This is a genomic window from Methylobacterium sp. Leaf117, from assembly GCF_001422985.1.
Taxonomy (GTDB): Bacteria; Pseudomonadota; Alphaproteobacteria; order Rhizobiales; family Beijerinckiaceae; genus Methylobacterium.
The window spans coordinates 729,782-751,404 of record NZ_LMNL01000001.1 but is presented as its reverse complement, the minus strand read 5'-3'; the positions used below and the strand labels follow the sequence as shown (position 1 = coordinate 751,404).

19 protein-coding genes are annotated in these 21,623 nt (G+C 69.0%); 13 read left to right on the top strand and 6 right to left on the bottom strand.

Translation table 11 applies throughout. The annotated features are described in order from the left end of the window. Positions 1–4 precede the first annotated feature (4 nt). Genes ASF57_RS03390 through ASF57_RS03380 form a run of 3 tightly spaced genes read left to right on the top strand, consistent with a single transcriptional unit; the run spans position 5 to position 3,602 of the window. The gene (locus ASF57_RS03390; RefSeq protein ID WP_056479876.1) at positions 5–1,603 is read left to right on the top strand and encodes a peptide ABC transporter substrate-binding protein; all 1,599 of its coding nucleotides are present in this window, start codon (positions 5–7) and stop codon (positions 1,601–1,603) included. Further along, positions 1,600–2,523 (top strand): ABC transporter permease subunit, encoded by a 924-nt coding sequence (locus tag ASF57_RS03385; RefSeq protein ID WP_056479872.1) that lies wholly within the window; start codon positions 1,600–1,602, stop codon positions 2,521–2,523. Before ASF57_RS03390 ends, ASF57_RS03385 begins: the two co-directional genes overlap by 4 nt. Next, complete coding sequence (locus ASF57_RS03380; protein WP_056479869.1) at positions 2,520–3,602, top strand: ABC transporter permease; 1,083 nt, start codon at positions 2,520–2,522, stop codon at positions 3,600–3,602. Before ASF57_RS03385 ends, ASF57_RS03380 begins: the two co-directional genes overlap by 4 nt. On the opposite strand, the gene ASF57_RS03375 is transcribed toward ASF57_RS03380, so the two are convergent. Next, positions 3,586–3,840: a hypothetical protein gene (locus ASF57_RS03375; RefSeq protein ID WP_156375927.1), complete on the bottom strand. Its 255-nt coding sequence runs from the start codon at positions 3,838–3,840 to the stop codon at positions 3,586–3,588. The two genes, ASF57_RS03380 and ASF57_RS03375, sit on opposite strands and share 17 nt — an antisense overlap. A gap of 130 nt (positions 3,841–3,970) precedes the next feature. On the opposite strand from ASF57_RS03375, the gene ASF57_RS03370 reads away from it, so the two are divergent. After that, positions 3,971–5,458, top strand: coding sequence for an MFS transporter (locus ASF57_RS03370; RefSeq protein ID WP_056479863.1), 1,488 nt, complete (start codon positions 3,971–3,973; stop codon positions 5,456–5,458). A gap of 96 nt (positions 5,459–5,554) precedes the next feature. After that, positions 5,555–5,863, top strand: coding sequence for a hypothetical protein (locus ASF57_RS03365; protein ID WP_056180368.1), 309 nt, complete (start codon positions 5,555–5,557; stop codon positions 5,861–5,863). A 4-nt stretch (positions 5,864–5,867) separates the two neighbouring features. On the opposite strand, the gene ASF57_RS03360 is transcribed toward ASF57_RS03365, so the two are convergent. Then, entirely contained in the window at positions 5,868–6,356 is a 489-nt protein-coding gene (locus ASF57_RS03360) for a nucleoside deaminase (protein ID WP_056479860.1), read from the bottom strand. Positions 6,357–6,512: 156 nt separating this feature from the next. Here ASF57_RS03360 and ASF57_RS03355 point away from each other — a divergent pair, with 156 nt between their 5' ends. From ASF57_RS03355 to ASF57_RS03340, 4 genes are all read left to right on the top strand, one after another. Next, complete coding sequence (locus ASF57_RS03355; protein WP_056180530.1) at positions 6,513–6,716, top strand: CsbD family protein; 204 nt, start codon at positions 6,513–6,515, stop codon at positions 6,714–6,716. Positions 6,717–7,842: 1,126 nt separating this feature from the next. Beyond that, positions 7,843–9,885: a pseudouridine synthase gene (locus ASF57_RS03350; protein ID WP_082503665.1), complete on the top strand. Its 2,043-nt coding sequence runs from the start codon at positions 7,843–7,845 to the stop codon at positions 9,883–9,885. Then, a complete protein-coding gene (rsmD, locus tag ASF57_RS03345; RefSeq protein ID WP_056479857.1) occupies positions 9,882–10,439 on the top strand; it encodes a 16S rRNA (guanine(966)-N(2))-methyltransferase RsmD in 558 nt (185 codons plus the stop codon). Before ASF57_RS03350 ends, rsmD begins: the two co-directional genes overlap by 4 nt. 125 nt (positions 10,440–10,564) lie before the next feature. Beyond that, positions 10,565–11,692 (top strand): spore photoproduct lyase family protein, encoded by a 1,128-nt coding sequence (locus ASF57_RS03340; RefSeq protein WP_056479854.1) that lies wholly within the window; start codon positions 10,565–10,567, stop codon positions 11,690–11,692. A 13-nt stretch (positions 11,693–11,705) separates the two neighbouring features. Here ASF57_RS03340 and ASF57_RS03335 read toward each other — a convergent pair whose 3' ends face one another. Next, on the bottom strand, positions 11,706–12,101 hold the full coding sequence (locus ASF57_RS03335; protein ID WP_056479850.1) for a helix-turn-helix domain-containing protein: 396 nt from the start codon (positions 12,099–12,101) through the stop codon (positions 11,706–11,708). A 76-nt stretch (positions 12,102–12,177) separates the two neighbouring features. Between ASF57_RS03335 and ASF57_RS03330 the strand changes: the two genes are divergently transcribed. Beyond that, a complete protein-coding gene (locus tag ASF57_RS03330; RefSeq protein ID WP_056479847.1) occupies positions 12,178–12,789 on the top strand; it encodes an FMN-dependent NADH-azoreductase in 612 nt (203 codons plus the stop codon). 19 nt (positions 12,790–12,808) lie between these two features. On the opposite strand, the gene mutL is transcribed toward ASF57_RS03330, so the two are convergent. Beyond that, positions 12,809–14,758, bottom strand: a complete 1,950-nt coding sequence (mutL, locus tag ASF57_RS03325) for a DNA mismatch repair endonuclease MutL (protein WP_056479844.1) — start codon at positions 14,756–14,758, stop codon at positions 12,809–12,811. Between the two features lie 161 nt (positions 14,759–14,919). Between mutL and ASF57_RS03320 the strand changes: the two genes are divergently transcribed. Next, positions 14,920–16,008, top strand: a complete 1,089-nt coding sequence (locus ASF57_RS03320) for a glycosyltransferase family 61 protein (RefSeq protein ID WP_056479841.1) — start codon at positions 14,920–14,922, stop codon at positions 16,006–16,008. A 4-nt stretch (positions 16,009–16,012) separates the two neighbouring features. Here ASF57_RS03320 and ASF57_RS03315 read toward each other — a convergent pair whose 3' ends face one another. Next, entirely contained in the window at positions 16,013–17,041 is a 1,029-nt protein-coding gene (locus ASF57_RS03315; RefSeq protein ID WP_056479838.1) for a KpsF/GutQ family sugar-phosphate isomerase, read from the bottom strand. 364 nt (positions 17,042–17,405) lie between these two features. Here ASF57_RS03315 and ASF57_RS03310 point away from each other — a divergent pair, with 364 nt between their 5' ends. Next, the gene (locus ASF57_RS03310) at positions 17,406–19,028 is read left to right on the top strand and encodes an outer membrane beta-barrel protein (RefSeq protein ID WP_244476783.1); all 1,623 of its coding nucleotides are present in this window, start codon (positions 17,406–17,408) and stop codon (positions 19,026–19,028) included. 139 nt (positions 19,029–19,167) lie between these two features. Here ASF57_RS03310 and ASF57_RS03305 read toward each other — a convergent pair whose 3' ends face one another. Further along, the gene (locus ASF57_RS03305) at positions 19,168–19,764 is read right to left on the bottom strand and encodes an AprI/Inh family metalloprotease inhibitor (protein ID WP_056479831.1); all 597 of its coding nucleotides are present in this window, start codon (positions 19,762–19,764) and stop codon (positions 19,168–19,170) included. Between the two features lie 280 nt (positions 19,765–20,044). Between ASF57_RS03305 and ASF57_RS03300 the strand changes: the two genes are divergently transcribed. Continuing rightward, positions 20,045–21,157: an acyltransferase gene (locus tag ASF57_RS03300; protein ID WP_162241532.1), complete on the top strand. Its 1,113-nt coding sequence runs from the start codon at positions 20,045–20,047 to the stop codon at positions 21,155–21,157. Positions 21,158–21,623: the final 466 nt, after the last annotated feature.

The following is a 21,623-nucleotide window of genomic DNA, read 5'->3' as shown; positions in this document are numbered from 1 at the left end:
GCGCATGCGCCCGCATCGGCGCCAATGGCTGGTCGGTGGTGCGGCGCTCCTGGCCGCCGGAGGCGTCGGCCGGGCCGCCGCCGCACCGGCCGACGTGTATCGGCGCGGCAACGATGCGGACCCCGAGACCCTCGACCCGCACAAATCCTCGACCGTCGCCGAGGCGCATATCCTGCGTGACCTCTCCGAGGGCCTGCTGACCTACGACAATCACGGCGCCCTGATCCCGGGCGCCGCGATCCGCTGGTCCGTCTCCGACGACGGCCTCACCTACGACTTCGAACTCCGACCGGACGGGCGCTGGTCGAACGGCGATCCGGTTCTGGCCTCCGACTTCGTCTTCGCCCTGCGGCGCATCCTGTCCCCCGCCACGGCGGCGAAATACGCCGAGGTCCTGTTCCCGCTGAAGAACGCCCGGTCGGTGAACCGGGGCGCGCTGCCGCCCGAGGCTCTCGGGGCCGCCGCACCGGAGGCAAGGCGCCTCGTGCTGACCCTGGAGCAGCCGACGCCGTACCTGCTCGAATTGCTGACCCACCAGACCGCCCTGCCGGTGCACCCGCCCTCCCTGGAGCGCCACGGCGACGCCTTCGCGCGTCCCGGCAACAGCGTCACCAACGGTCCCTACCGGCTGCGGGACGTGGTGCCGAACGATCGCATCACCCTGGAGCGCAACCCGCATTTCCACGCGGCGGCCACCGTGGCGATCCCACAGGTCGCCTTCCTGCCGACCCCGGACCTGTCGAGCGCGGTCCGGCGCTACGCGGCGGGCGAGATCGACTCGCTGGCCGACCTGCCCGGCGACCAGATCGCCTCGCTGAAGGTCCGGTTCGCCGATCAGGTGGTTCTCGGCCCGGCGCTCGGCCTCTACGCGCTGGCGGTGAACACCCGCAAGGCCCCGTTCGACGACGTCCGGGTGCGGCGCGCCCTCTCGCTGGTCATCGACCGCGAGTTCCTGGCCCAGAAACTCTGGGGCGAGACCATGGACCCGGCCTACTCCCTCTGCCCGCCAGGCCTCGACCATTATCGCCAGCCGCCCGAGACCGCCGGGCGCGACGCCCTGCCGATCGACCGCGAGGACGAGGCGAGGGCGCTCCTGGCCGCCGCCGGGTTCGGTGAGGCCAAGCCCCTGCGCGTCGAGTATCGCTTCAACACCAGCGACAACAACCGCAACACCGCGCTCGCCATCGCCGACATGTGGCGCTGCATCGGTGTGGTCTCCCGCTTCGTCTACACCGACGCCAAGACTCACTTCGCCTACCTGCGCGACGGCGGCGACTTCGACGTGGCGCGCATGTCCTGGATCGCCGACTATTCCGATCCCCAGAACTTTCTGTTCTTGCTGGAGACCGGCAATGACGGCCTCAACCCCGGCCATTACGGCAACCCGGCCTATGATGCTCTGATGCGGCAGGCCGCCGCCGAGCGCGACATCGGCCGGCGGGCCGACCTCCTCTACGCGGCCGAGACCATCGTGGTCACCGAGCTGCCCTGGATTCCGGTGATGCACACCCGCTCCAAGGCGCTGATCGCCCCGCGTCTTGCCGGCTATCACCCGAACCTGCGCAACGCGTCGCCGACGCGCTTCCTGAGGCTGACCGCGTGATCGGTTTCGTGCTGCGCCGTCTGGTTCAGACGGTCCCGACCCTGCTCGCCGTCGTCACCGTGAGCTTCTTCCTGATCCGGCTCGCCCCCGGCGGCCCCTTCGACCTCGAACGCCCCCTGCCCCCGGCCGCCATGGCCAACCTCGCCCGGGTCTACGGCCTCGACCAGCCGCTGATCGTCCAATACGGGCGCTACCTCGCCGCCCTGCTGACCGGCGATTTCGGGCCGTCATTCTCGTTTCGCGACCTCACCGTCGGCGACCTGTTCGCCCGTGGCCTGCCCGTCTCGATGACGTTGGGCGCCCTCGCCCTGGCGCTCGCCCTTGTGCTGGGCATCGGGCTCGGCGCCTTCGCGGCTTTCCGCCGGGGCAGCCTGGTCGACCGCTTGGTCGGCCTGCTGGCCGGTCTCACCCTGGCGGTGCCGACCTTCGTGGTGGCGCCCCTGCTGCAGATCGTCTTCGGCCTGTCTTTACGCTGGCTGCCGGTGGGCAGCTGGGAGAACGGTGCCCCGGCCAACCTCGTCCTGCCGGTGATCACCCTGGCGCTGCCCCAGGTCGGGGCGCTCGCCCGGCTCACCCGCGCGTCGATGGCGGAGGTCCTGGCGGCCCAGCCGATCCGCACCCAGCGCGCCATGGGCCTGCCGCCCCGGCGCATCGCCCGCCACGCCCTGCGCGGCGCCCTGCTGCCGGTCGTGGCGATCCTCGGGCCGACGGCGGCCTCCCTGCTCACCGGGTCGGTGGTGGTGGAGACCATCTTCGGCCTGCCCGGCATCGGCCGCTACTTCGTCGATGGGGCGCTGAACCGCGACTACACCCTGGTGATGGGCACCGTCGTGCTGGTGGCGCTGTTCGTCATCGTTCTCAACCTCGTGGCCGACCTCCTCTCCGGCCTCCTCGACCCGCGCCTCAGGGCCGCCCGGTGAGGCGCGCCCTCGGGCGCCTCGTCCGCGACCCGGGCGCCGTCGCGGCCCTCGCGGTCCTGGTGCTGATCGCCCTCGCGTGCCTCGTCGGCCCGTTGCTCACCGGGCACGATCCGGCGCGGATCTATCCCGACCTCGTGCGCACCCCGCCTTCGCTCTCGCCCCATCCGCGCCCTGAGACGATCGCCCCCGCGGTGGAGCGCCTCGCCTTCCGCATGCGGGTGACGGCCGAGGACATCCGGGTCGCGGACGGGGTCCTGTACGTCATCCTGTCGGCGGCGACCCCGATCAACGAGCGGGCGCTCAGCTACCTGCCCCGCTCGGACCTGTTCGGCCCCGCCACCGTCGTCTCGCGCGCGGCGGAGGGGCGCCGCCTCGTGGTCGAGGCGCCGGTGCGGCGGCTGGTGTTTCCCCTCGGCACCGACATGCTCGGGCGCGACCTCCTCAGCCGCAGCCTCGTCGCCGGCCGCGTCTCGCTCCTGATCGGCCTCGTCGCCACCGGCGTCGCTCTCCTCATCGGGGTCACCTACGGGGCGGTGGCGGGCTATGCCGGCGGCCGGGTCGACGCCGCGATGATGCGGCTCGTCGACGGGCTCTACGCCCTGCCATTCGTGTTCTTCGTCATCCTGCTGCTGGTGTTCTTCCGGGCCGGGCTCGGGCTGATCCTGGTCGCCATCGGGGCGGTGGAATGGCTCGACATGGCCCGCATCACCCGGGCGCAGACCCTGTCGCTGCGCCACCGCGACTTCGTGCGGGCGGCCGAGGCGCTCGGTCTCTCCACCGGGGCGATCCTGCGGCGGCACATCGTGCCGAACACCCTCGGACCCGTCACCGTGGCGGCGACCCTCCTGGTGCCCCGGGTGATCCTGCTGGAGAGCTTCCTGTCCTTTCTCGGCCTCGGCGTGCAGGAGCCGTCCACGAGCTGGGGCGCCCTCATCGCCGAGGGCTCGCGCGCCATCGAATCGGCGCCCTGGATGCTCGCCGCCCCGGCGGGGTTCCTGGTCGCCACGCTGGTGGCGCTCAACGTCCTCGGCGACGGCCTCGCCGATGCCCTCGACCCGCGTCTCAGCGCGGCTCGGTAAGGCCGGGATAGACCACCCGGACCACGCGCCGCGCCTCCGGGATCGCGGAGGCCGGCCGGGTTTTCCCGGCGCGCCCGTCGAGGGTCGCCACGGCCACGTCCCTCGTTCGCAGGCGCCACGGATCGGGATTGCCCGAAGCGGGACCGCGCCCCGCCTCCGACGCCGCGGCGGGCATGACCCCGAGGGCGGTGACGGCGAGGATCAGGCGGAAGGGTCGGCGGAAGAAGCAGGAAGGCATCGGGGGCGTCCGGTCGAACATCCCGAATTCAGCCAAAAGTCTTTAACCGTTCGGGCGAAGCTTGGCGGAACTCCCGGGGCGCGGCGCGGATTGCCAACAACTGTCGTGATACAAGGTTAATGAGGGTTCGATGGCAACCAGAGCCGTGGCGGAACGGGGTGGCGCGCAAGGCGCGGCGCCGGAACGGGTCCCGATGGGCACCGTGATCGACACCGACATCTCCGCCCGGCTCGACCGCCTGCCCTGGGGGCGCTTCCACGTCCTCGTCATCGTGGCGCTCGGCATCACCTGGGTGCTCGACGGCCTCGAAGTGACACTGGCGGGCTCCCTCGTGGGGGCGCTGCGGGCCGAGCCCATGAGCTTCACCGAATTCGACATCGGGCTCGCGGCCAGTTCCTACCTCGTCGGCGCCGTCACGGGCGCGCTGGGCTTCGGCTGGCTCACCGACCGCATCGGCCGCAAGAAACTCTTCTTCATCACCCTGGCGCTGTACCTCGCGGCGACCGCCGCGACGGGGCTGTCGTGGGATATCTACAGCTTCTGCCTGTTCCGCTTCCTGACCGGGGCCGGCATCGGCGGCGAGTATACCGCCATCAACTCGACCATCCAGGAACTGGTCCCGGCCCGCGTGCGCGGCTGGACCGACCTCGTGATCAACGGCTCCTTCTGGATCGGCGCCGCGATGGGCTCGTTCCTGTCCATCGTGGTGCTGCGTCCGGGCATGATCGACCCGGCCTGGGGCTGGCGCATCGCCTTCTTCGTCGGCGGCGGCATCGGCCTGGTGATCCTCCTCCTGCGCACCTGGATTCCGGAAAGCCCGCGCTGGCTCGCCACCCACGGCTACGTCGCCGAGGCCGACCGCGTCGTCACCGGCATCGAGAAGCGCTTCACCGACGAGGGCCACACCCTGCCGCCCATCGACGAGGGCAAGCGCATGAAGCTGAGGACCCGCAGCCACACCCCCCTCAAGGAGGTGTTCGGCACCATGCTGGTCGGCCATCGCAAACAGACCCTGGTGGGTCTGGCCCTGATGGTGGCGCAGGCGTTCTTCTACAACGCTCTGTTCTTCACCTACGCGCTGGTGCTGCAACGGTTCTACGGCGTGCCGGGCGACCATGTCGGCTGGTACCTGCTGCCATTCGCGCTGGGCTCCTTCCTCGGTCCGCTGCTCCTCGGACGTCTGTTCGACACGATCGGCCGACGCCCGATGATCGCCTTCACCTACGGCATTTCGGCGGTTCTGCTCACGATCACCGGCTACCTGTTCAAGATCGAGGTGTTCGGGCCGGTGGGCCAGACCGCGGCCTGGATGGTGGTGTTCTTCTTCGCTTCGGCAGCGGCGAGTGCGGCCTATCTCACCGTGGCCGAGACCTTCCCGCTGGAGATCCGGGCGCTCGCCATCGCGGTGTTCTATGCGCTCGGCACCGGCATCGGCGGTGTCTCCGGTCCGCTCCTGTTCGGCGCTCTGGTGGAGACCGGCTCACGCGACAACGTGCTGATCGGCTACCTGATCGGCGCGGCCCTGATGGCGGTGGCGGCTATTGTCGGCGGCCTGTTCGGCACGGCGGCGGAAGGCAAATCCCTGGAGGACGTCTCGAAACCTTTGGCAGCGGCCTGACGCCGGCGCATCCGACGCCGGCAAAGCTTGAAACCGCCGGGGATGGTCTGTGTTGGTCTGAGACTGATGGTGTCACACTCAGCTCGGAGGGACCTCATGCGGATCATCCCCACCACGCTCGCGCTGGTTCTGGCCAGCACGTCTTTCACCCTCGCCCAGGGCAATGCGCCGGCCGAGATCAAGCAGCCCGGGCCGCCACGCCTGACGGCGCCCGGGGTCGCGGGCGGCCCGGTGGTCAAGCCCGGCGGCATCGACAATGGCGGTCCGGGTTCGGTCGGGACCATCGCGCCCGGAGCCACCGGCGCGTCGAGCATCTCGAACAATTCGGCCGCCTCCGGCAATGCCGAGCAGAACCAGAAGCCGATCGCCAACACCGGCGGCGGCGGGGGCGCCGGCGGAAGTTGAGGGTTCAGCGCTCGCGGCGGTTTGCGAAGAAGCTGCGCAGCAGGTCGGCGGCTTCCGTCTCGCGGAAGCCGCCATAGATTTCGGGGCTGTGATGGCAGGTCGGCTGCGCGAAGAAGCGCGGTCCGTGCTCCACCGCACCGCCCTTGGCGTCGTAGGCCCCGAAATACAGGCGCCGGATACGGGCGAAGGAGATCGCCCCCGCGCACATCGCGCAGGGTTCGAGCGTCACGTAGAGGTCGCATCCGCTGAGGCGCTCGTCACCGAGGGCGAGACAGGCCGCGCGGATCGCCAGGATCTCCGCATGGGCCGTCGGATCGCGCAGGCCCAGCGGCCGATTGTGCGCCACCGCGATCACCGCCCCGTCCTTCACCACCACGGCCCCGACCGGGACCTCGCCCTCCGCCGCCGCCTTTCGCGCGGCATCGAAGGCGAGGCTTAAGGGATCGTCAGCGTCTAGGTGGGTCGGGGGAAAGACGGGGATCGGTTCGGACATCGGGAAAAGCGTAGCGCGTTCGGCAAACCACGGAAACCAACGTTAACCCATGCGAATGTTACGCCTGGGAACATCGCCGTGACGTGGCCGTTGGAAAGCCCGATGCGGCTGGATCGATGAATGGTTCGGCTGCCAACGACAGACGAGGAGCGCACGATGAGCAGCACCACCGACAAGATCAAGGGTCTCGCCAACGAGGCCGTCGGCAACGTCAAGCAGGGTATCGGCAACGTTACCGACAACGACAAGCTGAAGGCCGAGGGTAAGGCCCAGGAGCTGAAGGGCGAAGCCCAGAAGACGGTCGGCGATGCCAAGGACGGCGTGAAGAACGCTGCCGACACCGTGAAGAGCAAGCTCTAAGCACCTCCAGACCGCGCGCCCCCTCACGCGGGCGGCGCCGTCAGGCGGGACAGGAAAGGCGGCGCGAGCCGCCTTTTCGCGTGTGGGGCCCGGTCTTAGCGCGAACCCGCGGCTCAAGCGCGCGGGATCACTCGCAACAACGCGTCCGCTCTGTTATGGGGCAGGCATGACCGACAAGACTGATAAGACGATGGGCGGGTCCGAGGACGCGCCTGCCAAGATTTCCCGTTCGAAGGCCAAGGCCTCGACGAAGGCAGCACCCGAGACCGGCGCGACTCCGCCCGTTGCTGCGCCACCCGCGGCCTCCGCGAGCCAGCCCGTGAAGACGAAGTCTTCGAGCGCCAAGGCGTCTGACGCCAAAGGGGCCGGCGGCAAGGCGTCTGATGGCAAGGTTTTCGATGCCAAGGCTGGTTCCTCGAAGGCTGGTTCCTCGAAGGCTGGTTCCTCGAAGGCTGGCCCCTCGATGACCGACGCATCCGAAGCGAAAGCCTCCAAGACCAAGGCTGCAGCCGGCAAGTCTGCCAAGGCCGGCAACGCAACAGCCGATACCTCGACGCCTGAGATCGTCGCCCCTGGACCTGCGAAGGCCAAATCCGACACGGCAGTGTCCCGCAAAGCAGTGTCCGAGAAGGCCAAGTCCGAAGTGGTCAAGTCCGACACAGCCAAGTCGGCGAAGTCGGAGGCGGCGAAGGATGAACCCGGCGCGAACGAGTCCGCGACGACCAAGCCCCGGAAGCTGAAGGCGGCGCCGTCGAGCGAGGGGGCGACGCCCGAATCCGAGGCCCCCGCCTCCGAGGCGGCCAAACCGGAATCCCCCAAATCCAAAGCCGCCAAATCCAAGGCGCCGAAAGCTGCGCCGTCTCAGCCCGAAACGCAGACGGCTGAGCCGGTGGCGAGCGTGCCCGAGACTGCCAAATCCGAAACAGCCAAGCCCGAGACAGCCAAGCCCGAGACAGCCAAGCCCGAAACAGCCAAGCGCGCCAAGGCGAAGGCCGCTGACGCGGTGACCCCGCCGCAAGCCCCGGAACCGAAATCCACCGAGAAGGCCGAGGCCTGGGCGCCGGCGACCGATGCGGGCATTCCCGGGCCTTCGGCCGAGGAAAAGCCCAAGGTTCGGCACGCCGCCATGCCGCGCGGCGGCGACGCGCCCCTGCGCCGCAAGACCCCGCTGGTGAAGGCGCCGATCGCGAAGCCCGAGGCAGCCTCCGCCGATGGACCGTCCCGCGACGCCGGGACGCCCGAGGGCGACCGCATCGCTAAGGCCATTGCCCGCGCGGGCATCGCTTCGCGTCGCGATGCCGAGGCGATGATCGAGCAGGGCCGCGTCACCCTCAACGGCCGGGTGCTGACCTCGCCGGCGATGAACGTCACGCCCGACGACCGGATCACCGTCGATGGCGAGCCGCTGCCGGCCCGCGAGCGCACCCGCCTGTGGATCTACCACAAGCCCCGCGGTCTCGTGACCACGGCGCGCGATCCCGAGGGCCGCCAGACCGTCTTCGACAACCTGCCCGAGGACCTGCCCCGCGTGGTGGCGATCGGACGCCTCGACATCAACACCGAGGGGCTTCTGCTCCTGACCAACGATGGCGGTCTCGCCAAGGTCGTCGCCCACCCGGATACCGGCTGGCTGCGCCGCTACCGCGTGCGCGCCCACGGCGACACCACCCAGGCCGAGCTGGACAAGCTGCGCCGGGGCGTGACCATCGACGGCATGGATTACGGGCCGGTGGAGGCGACCCTCGACCGGTCGTCCGGCGACAACCTGTGGATCACCCTCGGCTTGCGCGAGGGCAAGAATCGCGAGGTCAAGCGCATCCTCGAGCATCTCGGACTGGCGGTGAACCGGCTGATCCGGCTCTCGTTCGGGCCGTTCCAGCTCGGCGACCTCGAAGCCGGCCTGGCGGAAGAAATTCGCACCAAGGTGCTGAAGGAACAGCTCGGTCCTGCCCTGTCGGAGCAGGCCGGCGTCGATTTCGAGAGCCCGGTGCGGGAGCCGATCGCGCCCTTCGGCTCGCCGAAGCAGCAGGCCAAGCAGCCCGCCCGCAGCGCCTCGGCCGCCCAGCGCCGCGACTCCTATGGCAGCGACGACGGGGCGCCGCGCGGCGCCCGCGGCGGCGATCGCCCGATGGCGCCGGCCAAGCCCGCCCGGGTGCCCACCGGCGGCAACAGCGCCGGTCCGCGCCGCTCGGTCTGGCGGGCCGAGGACGAGGGCCGGGCCGAGGACGCACCGCGCCGGGTGAAGATCCCGCGCCGGGGTGCCGATCCGAAGGCCGAGCGCGAAGCCGCAGCCGTCCGCGGCCGCGAGCGTGTCGGCGCCATCAGCACCGGCGAGCGCCGCGTCCTCGTGGAGCGGCTGAAGTCGAGCCCGCAGGAATCCGCTGCCGAGCCGCACCGCCGCGACAGCGCCGGACGACGCCGGGGTGATGAGGCCGCGCCCCGCGAGGGCCGCTTCCCCCGTGCCGAGGCGCAGGCCCGCCCGTTCCGGCAGACCGAAGACCGTTCGGACCGTTCCGCCGGCGACCGTCCCGCCCGCAGTTTCGGCGGTGAGGGCCGGCCGCCGCGCCGGGAGGACGACCGCCAACGGGGGAATTTCCGGCCTCAGGACGGCGCCGAGCGTCGCGGCCCGCCACGCGGCGGAGAGGACCGCCCGCGTGGCCCCTTCCGCACCCATCCGAACCGCTCCGAAGGCGACGACGCCCGCGGCGCTCGCCCGGCCGCCCGTGGCGCGCCGGCTCGCGACGACCGTCGGGACGATAAGCCGAGTGGTTTCCGGGGCGACAAGCCCAGCGGTTTTCGAGGCGACAAGCCCAGCGGCTTCCAGGGTGACAAGCCCCGCGGCTTCCAGAGCGACAAACCGAGTGGGTTTCGGGGTAACGATCGCTCCGGCGCCGACCGCAGCGATCGCGGCGGCTTCAAGGGCGGTTCCGCGCGCCAGGATGGCGAGCGCAGCGGCTTCCAGGGAGCCGGCAAGCCGGGCGGTGGCTTCAAGGCCGGTGGCAAGCCCGGCGGGTTCGGCAAGCCAGGCGGGTTCGGCAAGCCCGGCGGGTTCGCTAAGCCCGGCGGTGGCAAGCCGGGTGGCTTCAGCCGGGGCGGCGCAGGCGGCAGCAAGCCGGGTGGGAGCAGGCCCGGCGGCGGTGGTCGTCCGCCCCGCGGTGGGAGCCGGTGAGGATCGTCGGCGGCGACCATCGCGGGCGCCGCCTCGCCACGCCGAAGACCGACGCGATTCGTCCGACCTCGGATCGTCTGCGCGAGGCGATCTTCAACGTCCTTGCCCACGCGTATGACGATGCCGTCGCCGGAGCCCGGGTCCTCGACCTGTTCGCCGGCACCGGCGCGCTGAGTTTCGAGGCCCTGTCGCGCGGCGCCGCCTACGCGCTCCTGGTCGACGAGGGTGTCGAGGCCCGGGCTCTGATTCGCGAGAACATCGAGGCCTTCGGGGCGGAGGGGTCGACCCGCCTGTTCCGGCGGGACGCCACCCGGCTCGGCCCGGTCGGCACCAGCGGCACCTTCACCCTCGTGTTCTGCGACCCCCCCTACCAGCGCGATCTCGCCCCGTCGGCCCTGGCCGGCGCAGCGGCCGGCGGCTGGCTCGCGCCCGGCGCCCTCGCGGTGGTCGAGGAGGCGGCCAGCGTGCACGTCGCTCTGCCACCCGGCTTCACCGAGCTGGAGCGCCGGGTCTACGGCGACACGGCCGTTGCCTATGCGCGCTATACCGGCTGAGACGCGACTACGACGTTTCGCGTTCTGCGTCGTATACCAGCGCGACCTCGACGTGACCCTCGGTGTATACCGGCGGCACTTTTGCGCAGTTCGGACCCCTGAGGCGGCCGATGCGTTCACCCCGCATGGTCCTCGCCGAACCCCGAGCCGACGCCGCGGAATGGGCTCCGTCCGCACCTCCTATCGCGCCGCGCCCGACCCGCCTCTGGCGGCCGCGCCGCGTCCTCGTGACCCCCGCCGCCCTCGAGCACGCCCATGGCCGTGCCATGGTGGAACGCGCCGCCGCGCTCGGGCTGCCGGTCGAGCACCTGAGTGCCAACCGATTGACGGGCCTACGTAATCCGGATCCGCGCATCGCCTATCGCGAGGCCAAGGCGACCCTCGCGATCGTCGTTGCCCCACCCACCAAGCTGAAACTTCAGCCGATCCCGCCGAGCGCCGACTGGCGCTTCGACCTCGCGGAAGGCTGCCCGGCGCATTGCCAGTATTGCTACCTCGCGGGTTCGCTCTCGGGTCCGCCGGTGACCCGGGCCTACGCCAATCTCGACGCGATCCTCGGCAACCTCCCAGCTTATCTCGGCCAAGGCGGGATAACGTCAGCCCAGGAAGAGCGCGCGCAGGAGGGAACGACTTTCGAGGCCTCGTGCTATACCGACCCTCTTGGCATCGAACACCTGACGGGATCACTCTCCGCTGCGATTGAGTACTTCGGTGCGTGGGACGCGCCGGTACAACTACGCTTCACCACCAAATTCGCGGCCGTGGCGCCGTTGCTGGACCTGCCGCATCGCGGACGTACCCGTATCCGCTTCTCGGTCAATGCCCGCGCGGCAGCCCGCTACGAGGGCGGCACCGCCAGCCTCGATGAGCGTCTCGGCGCTCTCGCGGCGGTGGCGCGCGCCGGCTACCCGGTCGGGCTCACGATCGCGCCGATCCTCCCCGTGCCGAACTGGCCGGACGCCTATGCCGCGCTTCTGCGGGACGTTGCCGATGCCCTCGCCGGATTGCCCGACGTCGATCTGACCGTCGAGCTGATCACGCATCGGTTCACTCCCGGTTCGAAAGACGTTTTGCAGGGTTGGTATCCGGGCTCCGACCTTCCGATGCGAGAGGACGAACGCACCCGGAAGATGACCAAGTTCGGTTCACTGAAATACGTCTACCCGCGTGACCTGATGCGACAGATGCGCGAGACAATCACGGCTGCCGTTGCACGCGAATTGCCACGTGCGCGGGTGCTGTACTGGACCTGACGGAGTGGGGCGGTCACGAGATCTGCTCGCCGTCGAAGAGCGTCCGCGCATCCTGGATTGCCTGCAGATTGGCGAAGGCCCAGGCTCCCAGGGCCTGAACGGGGTCCTGCAACGAGCGACCCAACGCCGTCAGTTCGTAATCCACGCGCGGCGGGATCGTCGGATGTACCGTTCGCGATACCAGTCCGTCCCGCTCCAGGCCGCGCAGAGTAAAGGTCAGCATCCGCTGCGAGATACCGCCGATCGTTCGCTTCAACTCGTTGAAGCGCCGCGGTCCATCCGTCAGCGTCATCACCACGAGGATGCTCCACTTGTCACCAATGCGTGCCAGCACGGTCCCGACGATTCGACAGTCGGCGGGGCGGTGATCGCGCGCTGTCGCGGTATCCTCGATGTGCCCGGGTTTCACGAATGTGCCTCCTTGCGCTCGCGCGGGTCTGGTCCTCTATAGCGCCTCGGTACACTTCTGATACCGGGGATTGAACATGAAGCTTCTGCACGTCGACGGCAGCATCCTGGGGGATCACTCCGTCAGCCGCTCCGTCTCGGCCGCGATCGTTTCGCACTTGAAGGCTGGGGCGCCGAATCTCGACGTCACCTATCGCGACGTGGCGGCGACCCCGATCCCGCACCTGTCGGGTGCCTACCTGGCCGGCCAGCAGCCGAACGCGAGCAACACCCCCGACATTCAGAACGACGTCGCCCTGGGGCGCGAGGTGCTTGAGGAATTCCTCGCTGCCGACATCGTGGTGATCGGCGCACCGCTCTATAACTTCACGATTTCCTCGCAGCTCAAGGCCTGGGTCGACCGCATCCTTGTGGCGGGCCGGACCTTCAAATACACGGAGACTGGCGCTGTCGGTCTCGTACCCGAGAAGCGGGTCATCGTCGCCGTGGCGCGGGGCGGCCTCTACGGGGCTGGCACCCCGAATGCGGCGGCGGAGCACGCCGAAACCTATCTCCGCGCCGTCCTTGGCTTCATCGGCGTCACCAAGCCGGAAATCATTGTGGCCGAGGGCATCGCGCTCGGTCCGGAGGCCCGCGAGAAGGCGCTCGCCGAAGCTCTCAAGGCCGCCGCCAACCTGCCGGCGGCTTAAGGATCACAGGCCCCGCGATCTAACGCCGGCCGAACAGCCGCTCGATGTCGTGGAGCTTCAGCTCCACAAAGGTCGGGCGGCCATGATTGCAGGTGCCTGACAGCGGCGTCGCCTCCATCTCGCGCAGCAGAGCGTTCATCTCCTCAGGGCGGAGGCGGCGCCCGGCTCGGATCGAGCCGTGACAACTCATGCGCGACAGGATCGCGTCGAGGCGCCGACCGAGGGGGCCGCCGCTGCCATCGGTTCCATCGGGACTGCTGTCTTCAAGCCCGCTCTCGGTCATCGCATCGAGGATATCGGTGACGAGACCCCGGATCGAGGCATTCGCCAGGGCCGCCGGCACCTCGCGCACCAGGACCGCACCGGTACCGAAAGCTTCCAGGGTGAGGCCGAGTCGGTCCAGGTCGGGTGCCGCCGCAACCAGACGCTCCGCATCTCCCGGGGCCATCTCCACCACATCAGGAATAAGCAAGCCCTGGCGGGCAATGCCGCCAAGCGCCCGCTCGCGCTTCAGACGCTCGTAGACGAGCCGCTCATGCGCCGCATGTTGATCCACCAGCACCAATCCGTCGGCGGTCTGGGCGACGATGTAAGTTTCGTGCAGTTGCGCCCGCGCCGCGCCGAGCGGATGCCCGACTGTCTCGGGCAACTCTGCCTCCCGGTGCAGATCGGCCGAGGGTGGCGCGAATTCATCAGCGAACTGAGCCTGAGTTGGGCCGCTGCGTTGGGCCGCAGGCGCTTCGTCGATCAGCGTTTGGGGCGTTTCCCCGAACCCCGTGAAGGCGGAAGACTGGTACGAGCTCTGGCGATAGCCGATCGGAGCCGCGAAGGATGGAAGTCCTCGGGCTTGGCTCGGGCTCGGTACCGGATATGGGCTCGCGCCAGTATGAACGTGGAGGCTCGCCGGTCGCAGCGCGTCAAGGGTTCGGGCGGCGCTTGTGGTCGAACCGCGTAGGCCTGCCTGCCGCAGCGTCTCATGAATCGCGCTGACGATCAGTCCTCGGATCAGGCCAGGGTCGCGAAAGCGTACCTCTGTCTTAGCCGGATGTACGTTGACGTCGACCAGGGCCGGATCGCACCGGATCGTAAGTGCCAGGACAGGATGCCGATCCGAACTCATGGTATCCGCGTAGGCACCCCGAACGGCACCAAGCAGGAGCCGGTCACGAACCGGGCGGCCGTTGACGGTGAAGTGGATCTGGTTGGCCGCCCCGCGATGGTAGCTCGGAAAGCCGATATGGCCCGACAGGGCAAAGCCTTCGCGCGCCATGTCGAGGACCAGCGAATTCGTGCCGAAATCGGTCCCGAACACCGCGGTCAGCCGCCGCAGGGTCGCGGCCGGACCGGTCTCGGCCTCCGCGGGGAAGACCGCCGGTGTTCCAGATTCCGAGCGCAACGCCAGACGGATCTGCGGCTGCGCCACAGCAAGCCGGCGTAGGATATCGCCAATCGCCGTCGTCTCGGCCCGGTCGGATTTGAGGAACTTCAGGCGCGCCGGGGTGGCGGAAAACAGGTCCACCACCTCGATGCGGGTTCCGCGCGCGCTCGGTGCCGGCCGAACCTCGCCCTTCATGCCGGCATCCACCGTTAGGGTGGCGCCAGTTTCGGCCTCGACCGTGCGACTCGTCAGGGTCAGGCGGGCGACGGCGCCGATCGAGGGCAGCGCTTCGCCGCGGAATCCGAGCGTCTCGATACGGGTCAGATCGCCGCCCGGGAGTTTTGATGTGGCATGGCGCTCCACCGCAAGAGCCAAGTCGTCGGCGCTCATGCCCGCGCCGTCATCGACGACGCGGATGAGCCGCCGTCCGCCGGCCTCAATCGTCACCTCGATGCTGCGCGCGCCGGCATCGATGGCATTCTCGACGAGTTCCTTGACGGCCGAGGCAGGGCGTTCAACCACTTCGCCCGCTGCGATGCGGTCGACGAGAATTGGATCGAGGCGGCGGACAGGACGAAGCGGCGTGGACATGTGGGAGAAACTATAGGTGTACAAGGACCTGCCCGAAAGGTCGTCTTCGAACCGAGCCCTCGTGCCACATAGCGGTTCGGTACCATGAAGCGTCTGTCGGACCGTGGCGAGGCTGCCGGACCGATGCCTTCACGGTCTCAACCTTAAGGTCCGGTCCATCCATGAGTGTGACACTTCAGCGTTGCCGTACGGTCTGGGGGCGGACGGAGCATCGTGACGCCCTTCCCAGCCTTCGGGTCGTCACCGATGCCGTGTATCAACCCGTGACCGCAGACGGCCGCTGGGGCCTGCTCGATGCTGCCGGAAACACGATCGAGGCGAGTGGCGAACCGGTCGTATCGGAGGTCACCGATTGTGCGGAGGATCGACCAACTCTCTACGTCGGACCGCTGATCACCCATTACGGCCACTTCCTGTTTGGCACCTTTGCACGACTGTGGCCGCTCCTCACCTGGGACGGCCCGAAGCCGCGCCTACTGTGTCATCCGCTCGGGCCACCTGAAATACGGTGCGAGACCTGGGCGGCGCTGCCCTTCCTGATCGAGATTCTCTCCCGGTTCGACATGACGCTCGACGATCTCGCGACGTTCGAGCGGCCGACCCGCATTCCGCGCCTCATGGTGCCTGGGCCGAGCTTACGCGAGCAGGACTTCGTCCACGACGTGCACGGCACCCTGGCGCGCTTCGTCGGACAGCCTTTCTGGGACCCGGCCCTGGTCGATACAGAACCGCGACCCGTCTACCTTTCCAAAACGCGTCTGGGCACCGGAATCTCGCGCCTTCGCAACGAGCAGGTCCTATGCGAGGCGCTGGAGCGCGGAGGCGTCGACATCGTCTATCCGGAGAGTCTACGTCTGTCCGAACTTGCGCGCTTACTATCCGAGCGGCGCATGGTGCTCGGGACGGCGGGGTCGGCCTTCCACACTGCCGTCTTTGCTGCGCCGGGCCGGCGCATTCTCGGCCTGAACTGGGCGGCGCATATCAACGCCAACTTCCCGCTCCTCGATGCCCTGAACGGAACCCAGGCGCGCTACTACTCCGCCATCGGCACTGAAACAGGTGAAGAGGCTGGCTTCCACTTCGGCTGGTCCCTGCCGGATCCGACCGCCGTCGCCGTTGAAATGCTGGCACGCGCGCGGGCCTTCGATACCCTTGATACCCGGGATGCGGAGGAGGACGCGGTCCGACGGCATGCCGGACGGGTATCGCCCCTGCAGCGGGTCGGGCGCTGGCTTCGGCGGCAGATCTGATCGGTCAGGCAACGCCCGAGCGCAGGAGGTCGTGGTAGTGCACGAGGCCGACCGGGCGCTCGTTTTCAACAACGATCAGCGCGGTGATCTTCATCGATTCCTGAATTTCGAGCGCCTTCGCCAGGAGTGTCTCGGGCGCGATGGTGCGGGGCTTGCCGCTCATCAGGGCCTCGACCGCAAGACTGTCGAGGTCACTGCGGAACACGTTGCGGCGCAGGTCGCCGTCGGTGACGATCCCGGCGAGCCGACCGTCGGTCTCGACCACAAGCACCGATCCAAAGCCCTTGGCGTCGATCTCGGCGATGGCGGCGCGCATCGATGTTCCGCGTGCGACCACCGGTAACTGCGAGCCACTGTGCATCACCTCCCGGACTTGTCGCAGGGAGGCGCCTAGGCGTCCGCCCGGATGATAGATGCCGAATTCCCTTGCCGAGAATCCGCGCGCCTCCAGAAGAGCGATCGCGAGCGCGTCGCCGAGCGCCAGCTGCATCGCCGTGGAGGTCGTTGGGGCAAGGCCGTTCGGGCAAGCCTCGCGCGCCTTCGGCAGCGTCAGGCAAACGTCGGCTTCGCGGCCCAGGGTGGATCCCGCATTGGCCGTAATGGCGATGAGGCCGACCCGGTATCGCCGCGCGTAGCCGATGATGTCGGCGAGTTCCGTGGTTTCACCCGACCACGACAAGGCCACGACGACATCCTCCGGCTGGATCATGCCGAGATCGCCGTGGCTCGCCTCAGCTGGATGCACGTAGAGCGCCGGGGTCCCGGTGGAGGCCAGCGTCGCGGCGATCTTGCGCCCGATATGGCCGGATTTGCCCATGCCCGTCAGGATGGCGCGACCCTGCGCCCGCGCGATCCGCGAGACGGCCGCCGTGAAGGCGTCGCCGAGCCCATTGCCGATCGAGTCCATCAGGCAGGCGAGACCGTCGCGTTCGGTCTCGATGGTGCGCAGGGCGGAGGCCACGGCGGCAGACGGGGAATTCCCAGCGGCGTCGATGGGATGGCGCGCGGCCAAGGCGGTGTCTGCTGGAGCCATCCCGGCCCGTATCCTTCTGGTCTGATCGCGCGCGCGTGAGCCGCGACGGTGTAGGCTCGCTATGAACAGCGATTGTGGTCGGATGGCGACTCCGATGAGCCTATGCGGGTCTGGCTGCCTGCGTTGACGGGCCATTAACCGTGCTCGTTGTAGCCCTTTTAACCATGGTGCCGGGCCGCTCACGCCAAGCGTGGCCACGGACTGCCCGCCAGACGGTCCCGCTGGCGGTCCTCGTCTCGAAGCGCCGTATCCGGCGCGAAGGTCAGCGGAAAGACGTCGATCCGTGACAGGTGCAGGGCCGATTTCAGGATGGCGCGTTCGAGGCTCGGGCTTCGCGCTGGCTGCCCTCCTGATACTACCCCCCTTGGCGGCTGCGGCGCAGACCCTGCCGTCGGGGGCCCCCGACAGCGCGTCCGGAGCGGCCAATGTGGGCGACGTCCTGCCCCTCAATTCCGGCCTGCGCGGCAGCACGATTTCGGGTAGCGGCGTCCTGAACAGCAACGGCAGCGCCACCGACGACGGGGCCGGCAGTGGCGGGCTCGCCACGCGCGCCTTGGCCGGCAGCCGTTCGGGCAGCGCCATCGCGTCCGGCGGGACCAATGGGGCCAACAATCGCGGCCCGACCAACATCCTGAAACTTCGAGCGATTCCGCCACGCCGGTTCGGAAGCGCCACCGTCCGTCCGGTCCGGTCGATCACGCAGGTGCCGAGCTACGACCTGCGCCTAACGCCGGTGGTGCGCAGCGCCGTCAGCGGGGTGCCGCTGCCGACGCTGCTCCCCCTGGCCGGCGTGCAGACGCCGGGGTTCTTCCTGTCGACGGCTTTGCGCCGGCCGATCACCATCGACGAGGCCTACGCGCCGCTCGGTATCAAGTTCGGCACCTTCACGATCCTGCCCGCTCTGCAGCAGAGCATGGGTTACGACACCAACCCCGACCAGATCACCAACCGCCTGGCCAGGCCGTCTCTGGCGCTGCGGACGGACGGTGAGGTGAGCTTCCGAAGCGACTGGTCGTCGAGCGAACTCACTGGCGATTTGCGGGGGGGCTATGTCGATTTCCCCGATAATGAGGGGGCGAGCCGCCCCAACGGGTCGGGCGTGACCCGGCTGCGGATCGACGCGAACCGCGATACGCGGATCGATGTCGAGGGCCGTTTTCTCCTGGAAACACAACGCACTGGCACCCCCGACTTGGCGGCCGCGACGGCAACCCGGCCGCTGATTGCGAGCTACGGCACCACGCTCGGCGTCACCGAGCGCTTCAACCGGGTGCAGGTGTCGGTGCGCGGCCTGCTCGACCGGTCCGAATTCGAGGATGCGCAACTGTCCGACGGCACCATCGTGCGTCAGAGCGACCGCAACCTGAACCAGTACGGCCTGCAGCTCCGGGCCGGATACGAGATCTCGCCAGTCATCACGCCGTTCGTCGATGTCCTGGCCGATACCCGCGTCTACGATCTACGGGTGGATTCCTCGGGAATTCGCCGCGACTCCGATGGCGTGACCTTAGCGGGCGGCGCGACCTTTGCGCTGACCCGTTTCGTGACCGGCGAAATCTCGGGCGGATTGCAGCACCGGACCTATGTCGACCCGTCCCTGCGCGACTTGACGGCGCCGGTCGTGAACGCGGCGCTGATCTGGAGCGCGAGCCCGCTCACGACGGTGCGGCTCAATGCAGCCACGGGCGTCATCGAGACGTCGGTACCGGGTTCGAGCGGAGTTCTTACACAAACCGCGACCCTGGAAGTCCAACACGACCTCCTGCGCAATCTCTCGCTCATCGGCGGGGTCACGTATCTGTCGAACGACTACGACCGGGTAAATATCACCGAGCGCGGATTCTCGGCGACGGCGCGCCTCGACTATCGCTTCAATCGCTGGCTGGCGATGCGCGGCAGCTACATCTATCAGCGCCTGGACAGCTCATCGGCGGGATCGAGCTTCCACGCCAACACGTTCCTGCTCGGCCTGCGGGTCAATCCCTAGCGGCGATGCCGCGTCCGGAGTGACGGACGCGACGCGCGTTTCGGGCCTTGGTATACCGAAGCGACGCGTCGCGGTGACGGACCTGACGGGCGTTCCGGACCTTGGAATACCCGCAGGGTCGTGTCGCGGTCACGGCCGGTCAGCGCACCATCGCGAGGGAGGCGCCGGATTTCGAAAGTGCGCCGTCGAGGGCTGCGCCACTCTGGCGCAAACGGGCCGCGACGGTGCCGCCCGGCTGGTACAGGTAGACCTCGCCGTCGCGATAATCCCAGGCCGTGACCTTGGACAGGTCCTTGTTCGGGCAGCCCGAGGCGCTGGCCTTGTAGAGGTCGAGAGCGGGGGCGCTCGACAGCGAGACCTTGCAGCTGGCGCCGGTGGCGTCCTTGGCGTTCCAGGTTCCGACCACCGAGGATCTGCCGCTGGCGACCACCGGCGGCGGCAGTGGCGCGACGGGCGTCGGGTCGGGCGCGATCACCGGCGTCGAGGGGGCGACCGCGACGTTGGCGCCGACCGGCGGCGGAAAGTCGGCCGGGGAGGCGGAGGCGCCCGGCGGCGGGGCCAGCGGCTCGGAGGTGACGGGTCCGGACGGCATGGCCGGGGCGATCGGCTCGAGGGCGGCCTGGGGACCGGGCGCGGCCCGGCCGCGCACGGGGCCTTCGAGGCGCTGCGAGGCACAGGCGCCGAGGCCGGCGGCGAGCGCGAGGATGGCGGCTGTCGACAGGAGCGAACGCGGCATCGATGGCAAAATCCGAAGGGGAGTTGGGTCGGGGCCGAGGCCCCGCGTTATGGCCTGCGTCACCGTCAATTGCGCTGGCGGCAAGGCGCCGAAGGGGGCGAGCACGGGTTTTGCCGGGACGGCCCGACATTTGCCGCCCGGTGTGGCGCTCGTGCCTCAGGACGAACCGCGGAATCCCGTGCGCTATTTACCACGCGGAGGGATGCGCCTTGTCTCCGCGGCCGCCACCTGCAAGCCTCGGATGGTCCTCAATCTCGGGGGCGCAACACTCGCGTCTGCCATGCGCCGCCTCCACAGCATCGATTCGATTCGCGGCCTGGCCGCGCTGGCTGTGATCTACGCGCACACCGTCGAGTTCGGGCTGAAGACCCGGCTTGGGCCGTTTCCCGCCGAGCAGGCCGTCCTGGCCGGGCTCACGGAGTGGCTCGACCTCGGCAAGATCGCCGTGACGATGTTCTTCGCGGTGTCGGGCTTCGTGGTGCCGTTCTCGCTGTTCAAGCCGAGCCGCCGGCCGATCCTGGCCTTCGCGATCTCGCGGTTCTTCCGCCTCTATCCCGCCTATTGGCTGTCGATCCCGTGCGGCCTGCTGGTGCTGTTCGTCTGGGCCGGGCGGGACATTCCGGCTCTCCTGGTCCCGGCCAACATCACGATGCTGCAGCAATTCGTCGGGGTCGAGAACATCATCGGCCTGTATTGGACCCTGCAGATCGAGCTGATCTTTTACGGCCTGTGTGTCGCCCTGTTCGCCATGGGTCACCTCGACCGGCGCGGCAGCGTCGTCGCCACCACCCTTCTGATGATCGCCGCCGCCGTGGTGCTGGCTGGCTTGCGCTATCACCTCCAGCGCAAGGTCCCGGTGGCGGTTCCCCTCGCGCTGGCGGTCATGCTGTGGGGTTTGTGCCTGCGCTACCATGTCTTCGAGCGGCGCCCGGGCTGGGGCGGGGCCTTGGCCCTGGTCACGGGGGCGCTGGTCTGCGCGGTGCCCCTGGTGTCGGTGCTCGCCTACGGGCGGGACATGGGCTTCCAGGAGAACTGGATGAAGTACACGATCACCTATTGGCTCGCGATGGCGCTGTTCTGGCTCCTGAGCGTCGGGCTGCGGATCGAGGGCCGGGTCTTCGTCTATCTCGGCGCCATCAGCTATTCGATCTACCTGTTCGGGCCGGTGGTGCAGGTCGTGCTGGAGCACGCGCTCGCCGGATATGAGGCGGTGATCCCGATCCACCTGTTCGCGGGCGCGACCGCTCTGGCCACCGTCGCGGTGGCGGCCCTGGTCTATCGCTGGATCGAAGCGCCCGCCATCGACCTCGGGCGCACCATCACCCGCCGCATCATCGAGCAGCCCGCGCCCGTCGCCGCACCGGCACCCGCCCTCGGTCGTTCGGAACCCTGAGCGGGACCGGATCGGAGCGGGATCGAAGCCCAGGTCCATTGACAGCCCGGCGCCGTGGAAGGGGTCGACGCCCGGTCTGCCGCCTTCCTCGGGTCGGGGTGGCTCACACGTCCCGCATCCCGACCTGATGCGGCTCCCCTGCCCCGCACCAGCTTCCCTGCCCCGCAACCAACATCCAAACCCGAGCGAAACCGTCCGGCCGTTCGCGCGACCGGGTTCGTTCCCCGTCCGGCGATACGGCGGACAACGCGTATCAGTTGGGACGAAGGGGCGGAGCCGATTGCCCGACCGCCCGTCCCAGGAATTGACGGTCCGTAACGTTCAATGACCTGCTCACCGTCAGAAGAGATCTGCCGTCGTCTCCAAGACAGGTTCGTCCGGCTTCAGCACGATCCCGCGAGATGTCGGCGGATGGCGCATGAACGACGCCGGCTGCGGTGAAGAACGGGTCGGACCGGTCCGAACT

Coding starts and splice junctions, on each gene's coding strand:
- ASF57_RS03360 (WP_056479860.1), bottom strand. CDS start 6,356: ATGTCCGAACCGATCCCCGTCTTTCCCCCGACCCACCTAGACGCTGAC.
- ASF57_RS03330 (WP_056479847.1), top strand. CDS start 12,178: ATGAAGCTTCTGCACGTCGACGGCAGCATCCTGGGGGATCACTCCGTC.
- ASF57_RS03375 (WP_156375927.1), bottom strand. CDS start 3,840: ATGCCTTCCTGCTTCTTCCGCCGACCCTTCCGCCTGATCCTCGCCGTC.
- ASF57_RS03305 (WP_056479831.1), bottom strand. CDS start 19,764: ATGCCGCGTTCGCTCCTGTCGACAGCCGCCATCCTCGCGCTCGCCGCC.
- ASF57_RS03370 (WP_056479863.1), top strand. CDS start 3,971: ATGGCAACCAGAGCCGTGGCGGAACGGGGTGGCGCGCAAGGCGCGGCG.
- mutL (WP_056479844.1), bottom strand. CDS start 14,758: ATGTCCACGCCGCTTCGTCCTGTCCGCCGCCTCGATCCAATTCTCGTC.
- ASF57_RS03355 (WP_056180530.1), top strand. CDS start 6,513: ATGAGCAGCACCACCGACAAGATCAAGGGTCTCGCCAACGAGGCCGTC.
- ASF57_RS03315 (WP_056479838.1), bottom strand. CDS start 17,041: ATGGCTCCAGCAGACACCGCCTTGGCCGCGCGCCATCCCATCGACGCC.
- ASF57_RS03300 (WP_162241532.1), top strand. CDS start 20,045: ATGCGCCGCCTCCACAGCATCGATTCGATTCGCGGCCTGGCCGCGCTG.
- ASF57_RS03340 (WP_056479854.1), top strand. CDS start 10,565: ATGGTCCTCGCCGAACCCCGAGCCGACGCCGCGGAATGGGCTCCGTCC.
- ASF57_RS03390 (WP_056479876.1), top strand. CDS start 5: ATGCGCCCGCATCGGCGCCAATGGCTGGTCGGTGGTGCGGCGCTCCTG.
- ASF57_RS03365 (WP_056180368.1), top strand. CDS start 5,555: ATGCGGATCATCCCCACCACGCTCGCGCTGGTTCTGGCCAGCACGTCT.
- ASF57_RS03350 (WP_082503665.1), top strand. CDS start 7,843: ATGCCGCGCGGCGGCGACGCGCCCCTGCGCCGCAAGACCCCGCTGGTG.
- ASF57_RS03320 (WP_056479841.1), top strand. CDS start 14,920: ATGAGTGTGACACTTCAGCGTTGCCGTACGGTCTGGGGGCGGACGGAG.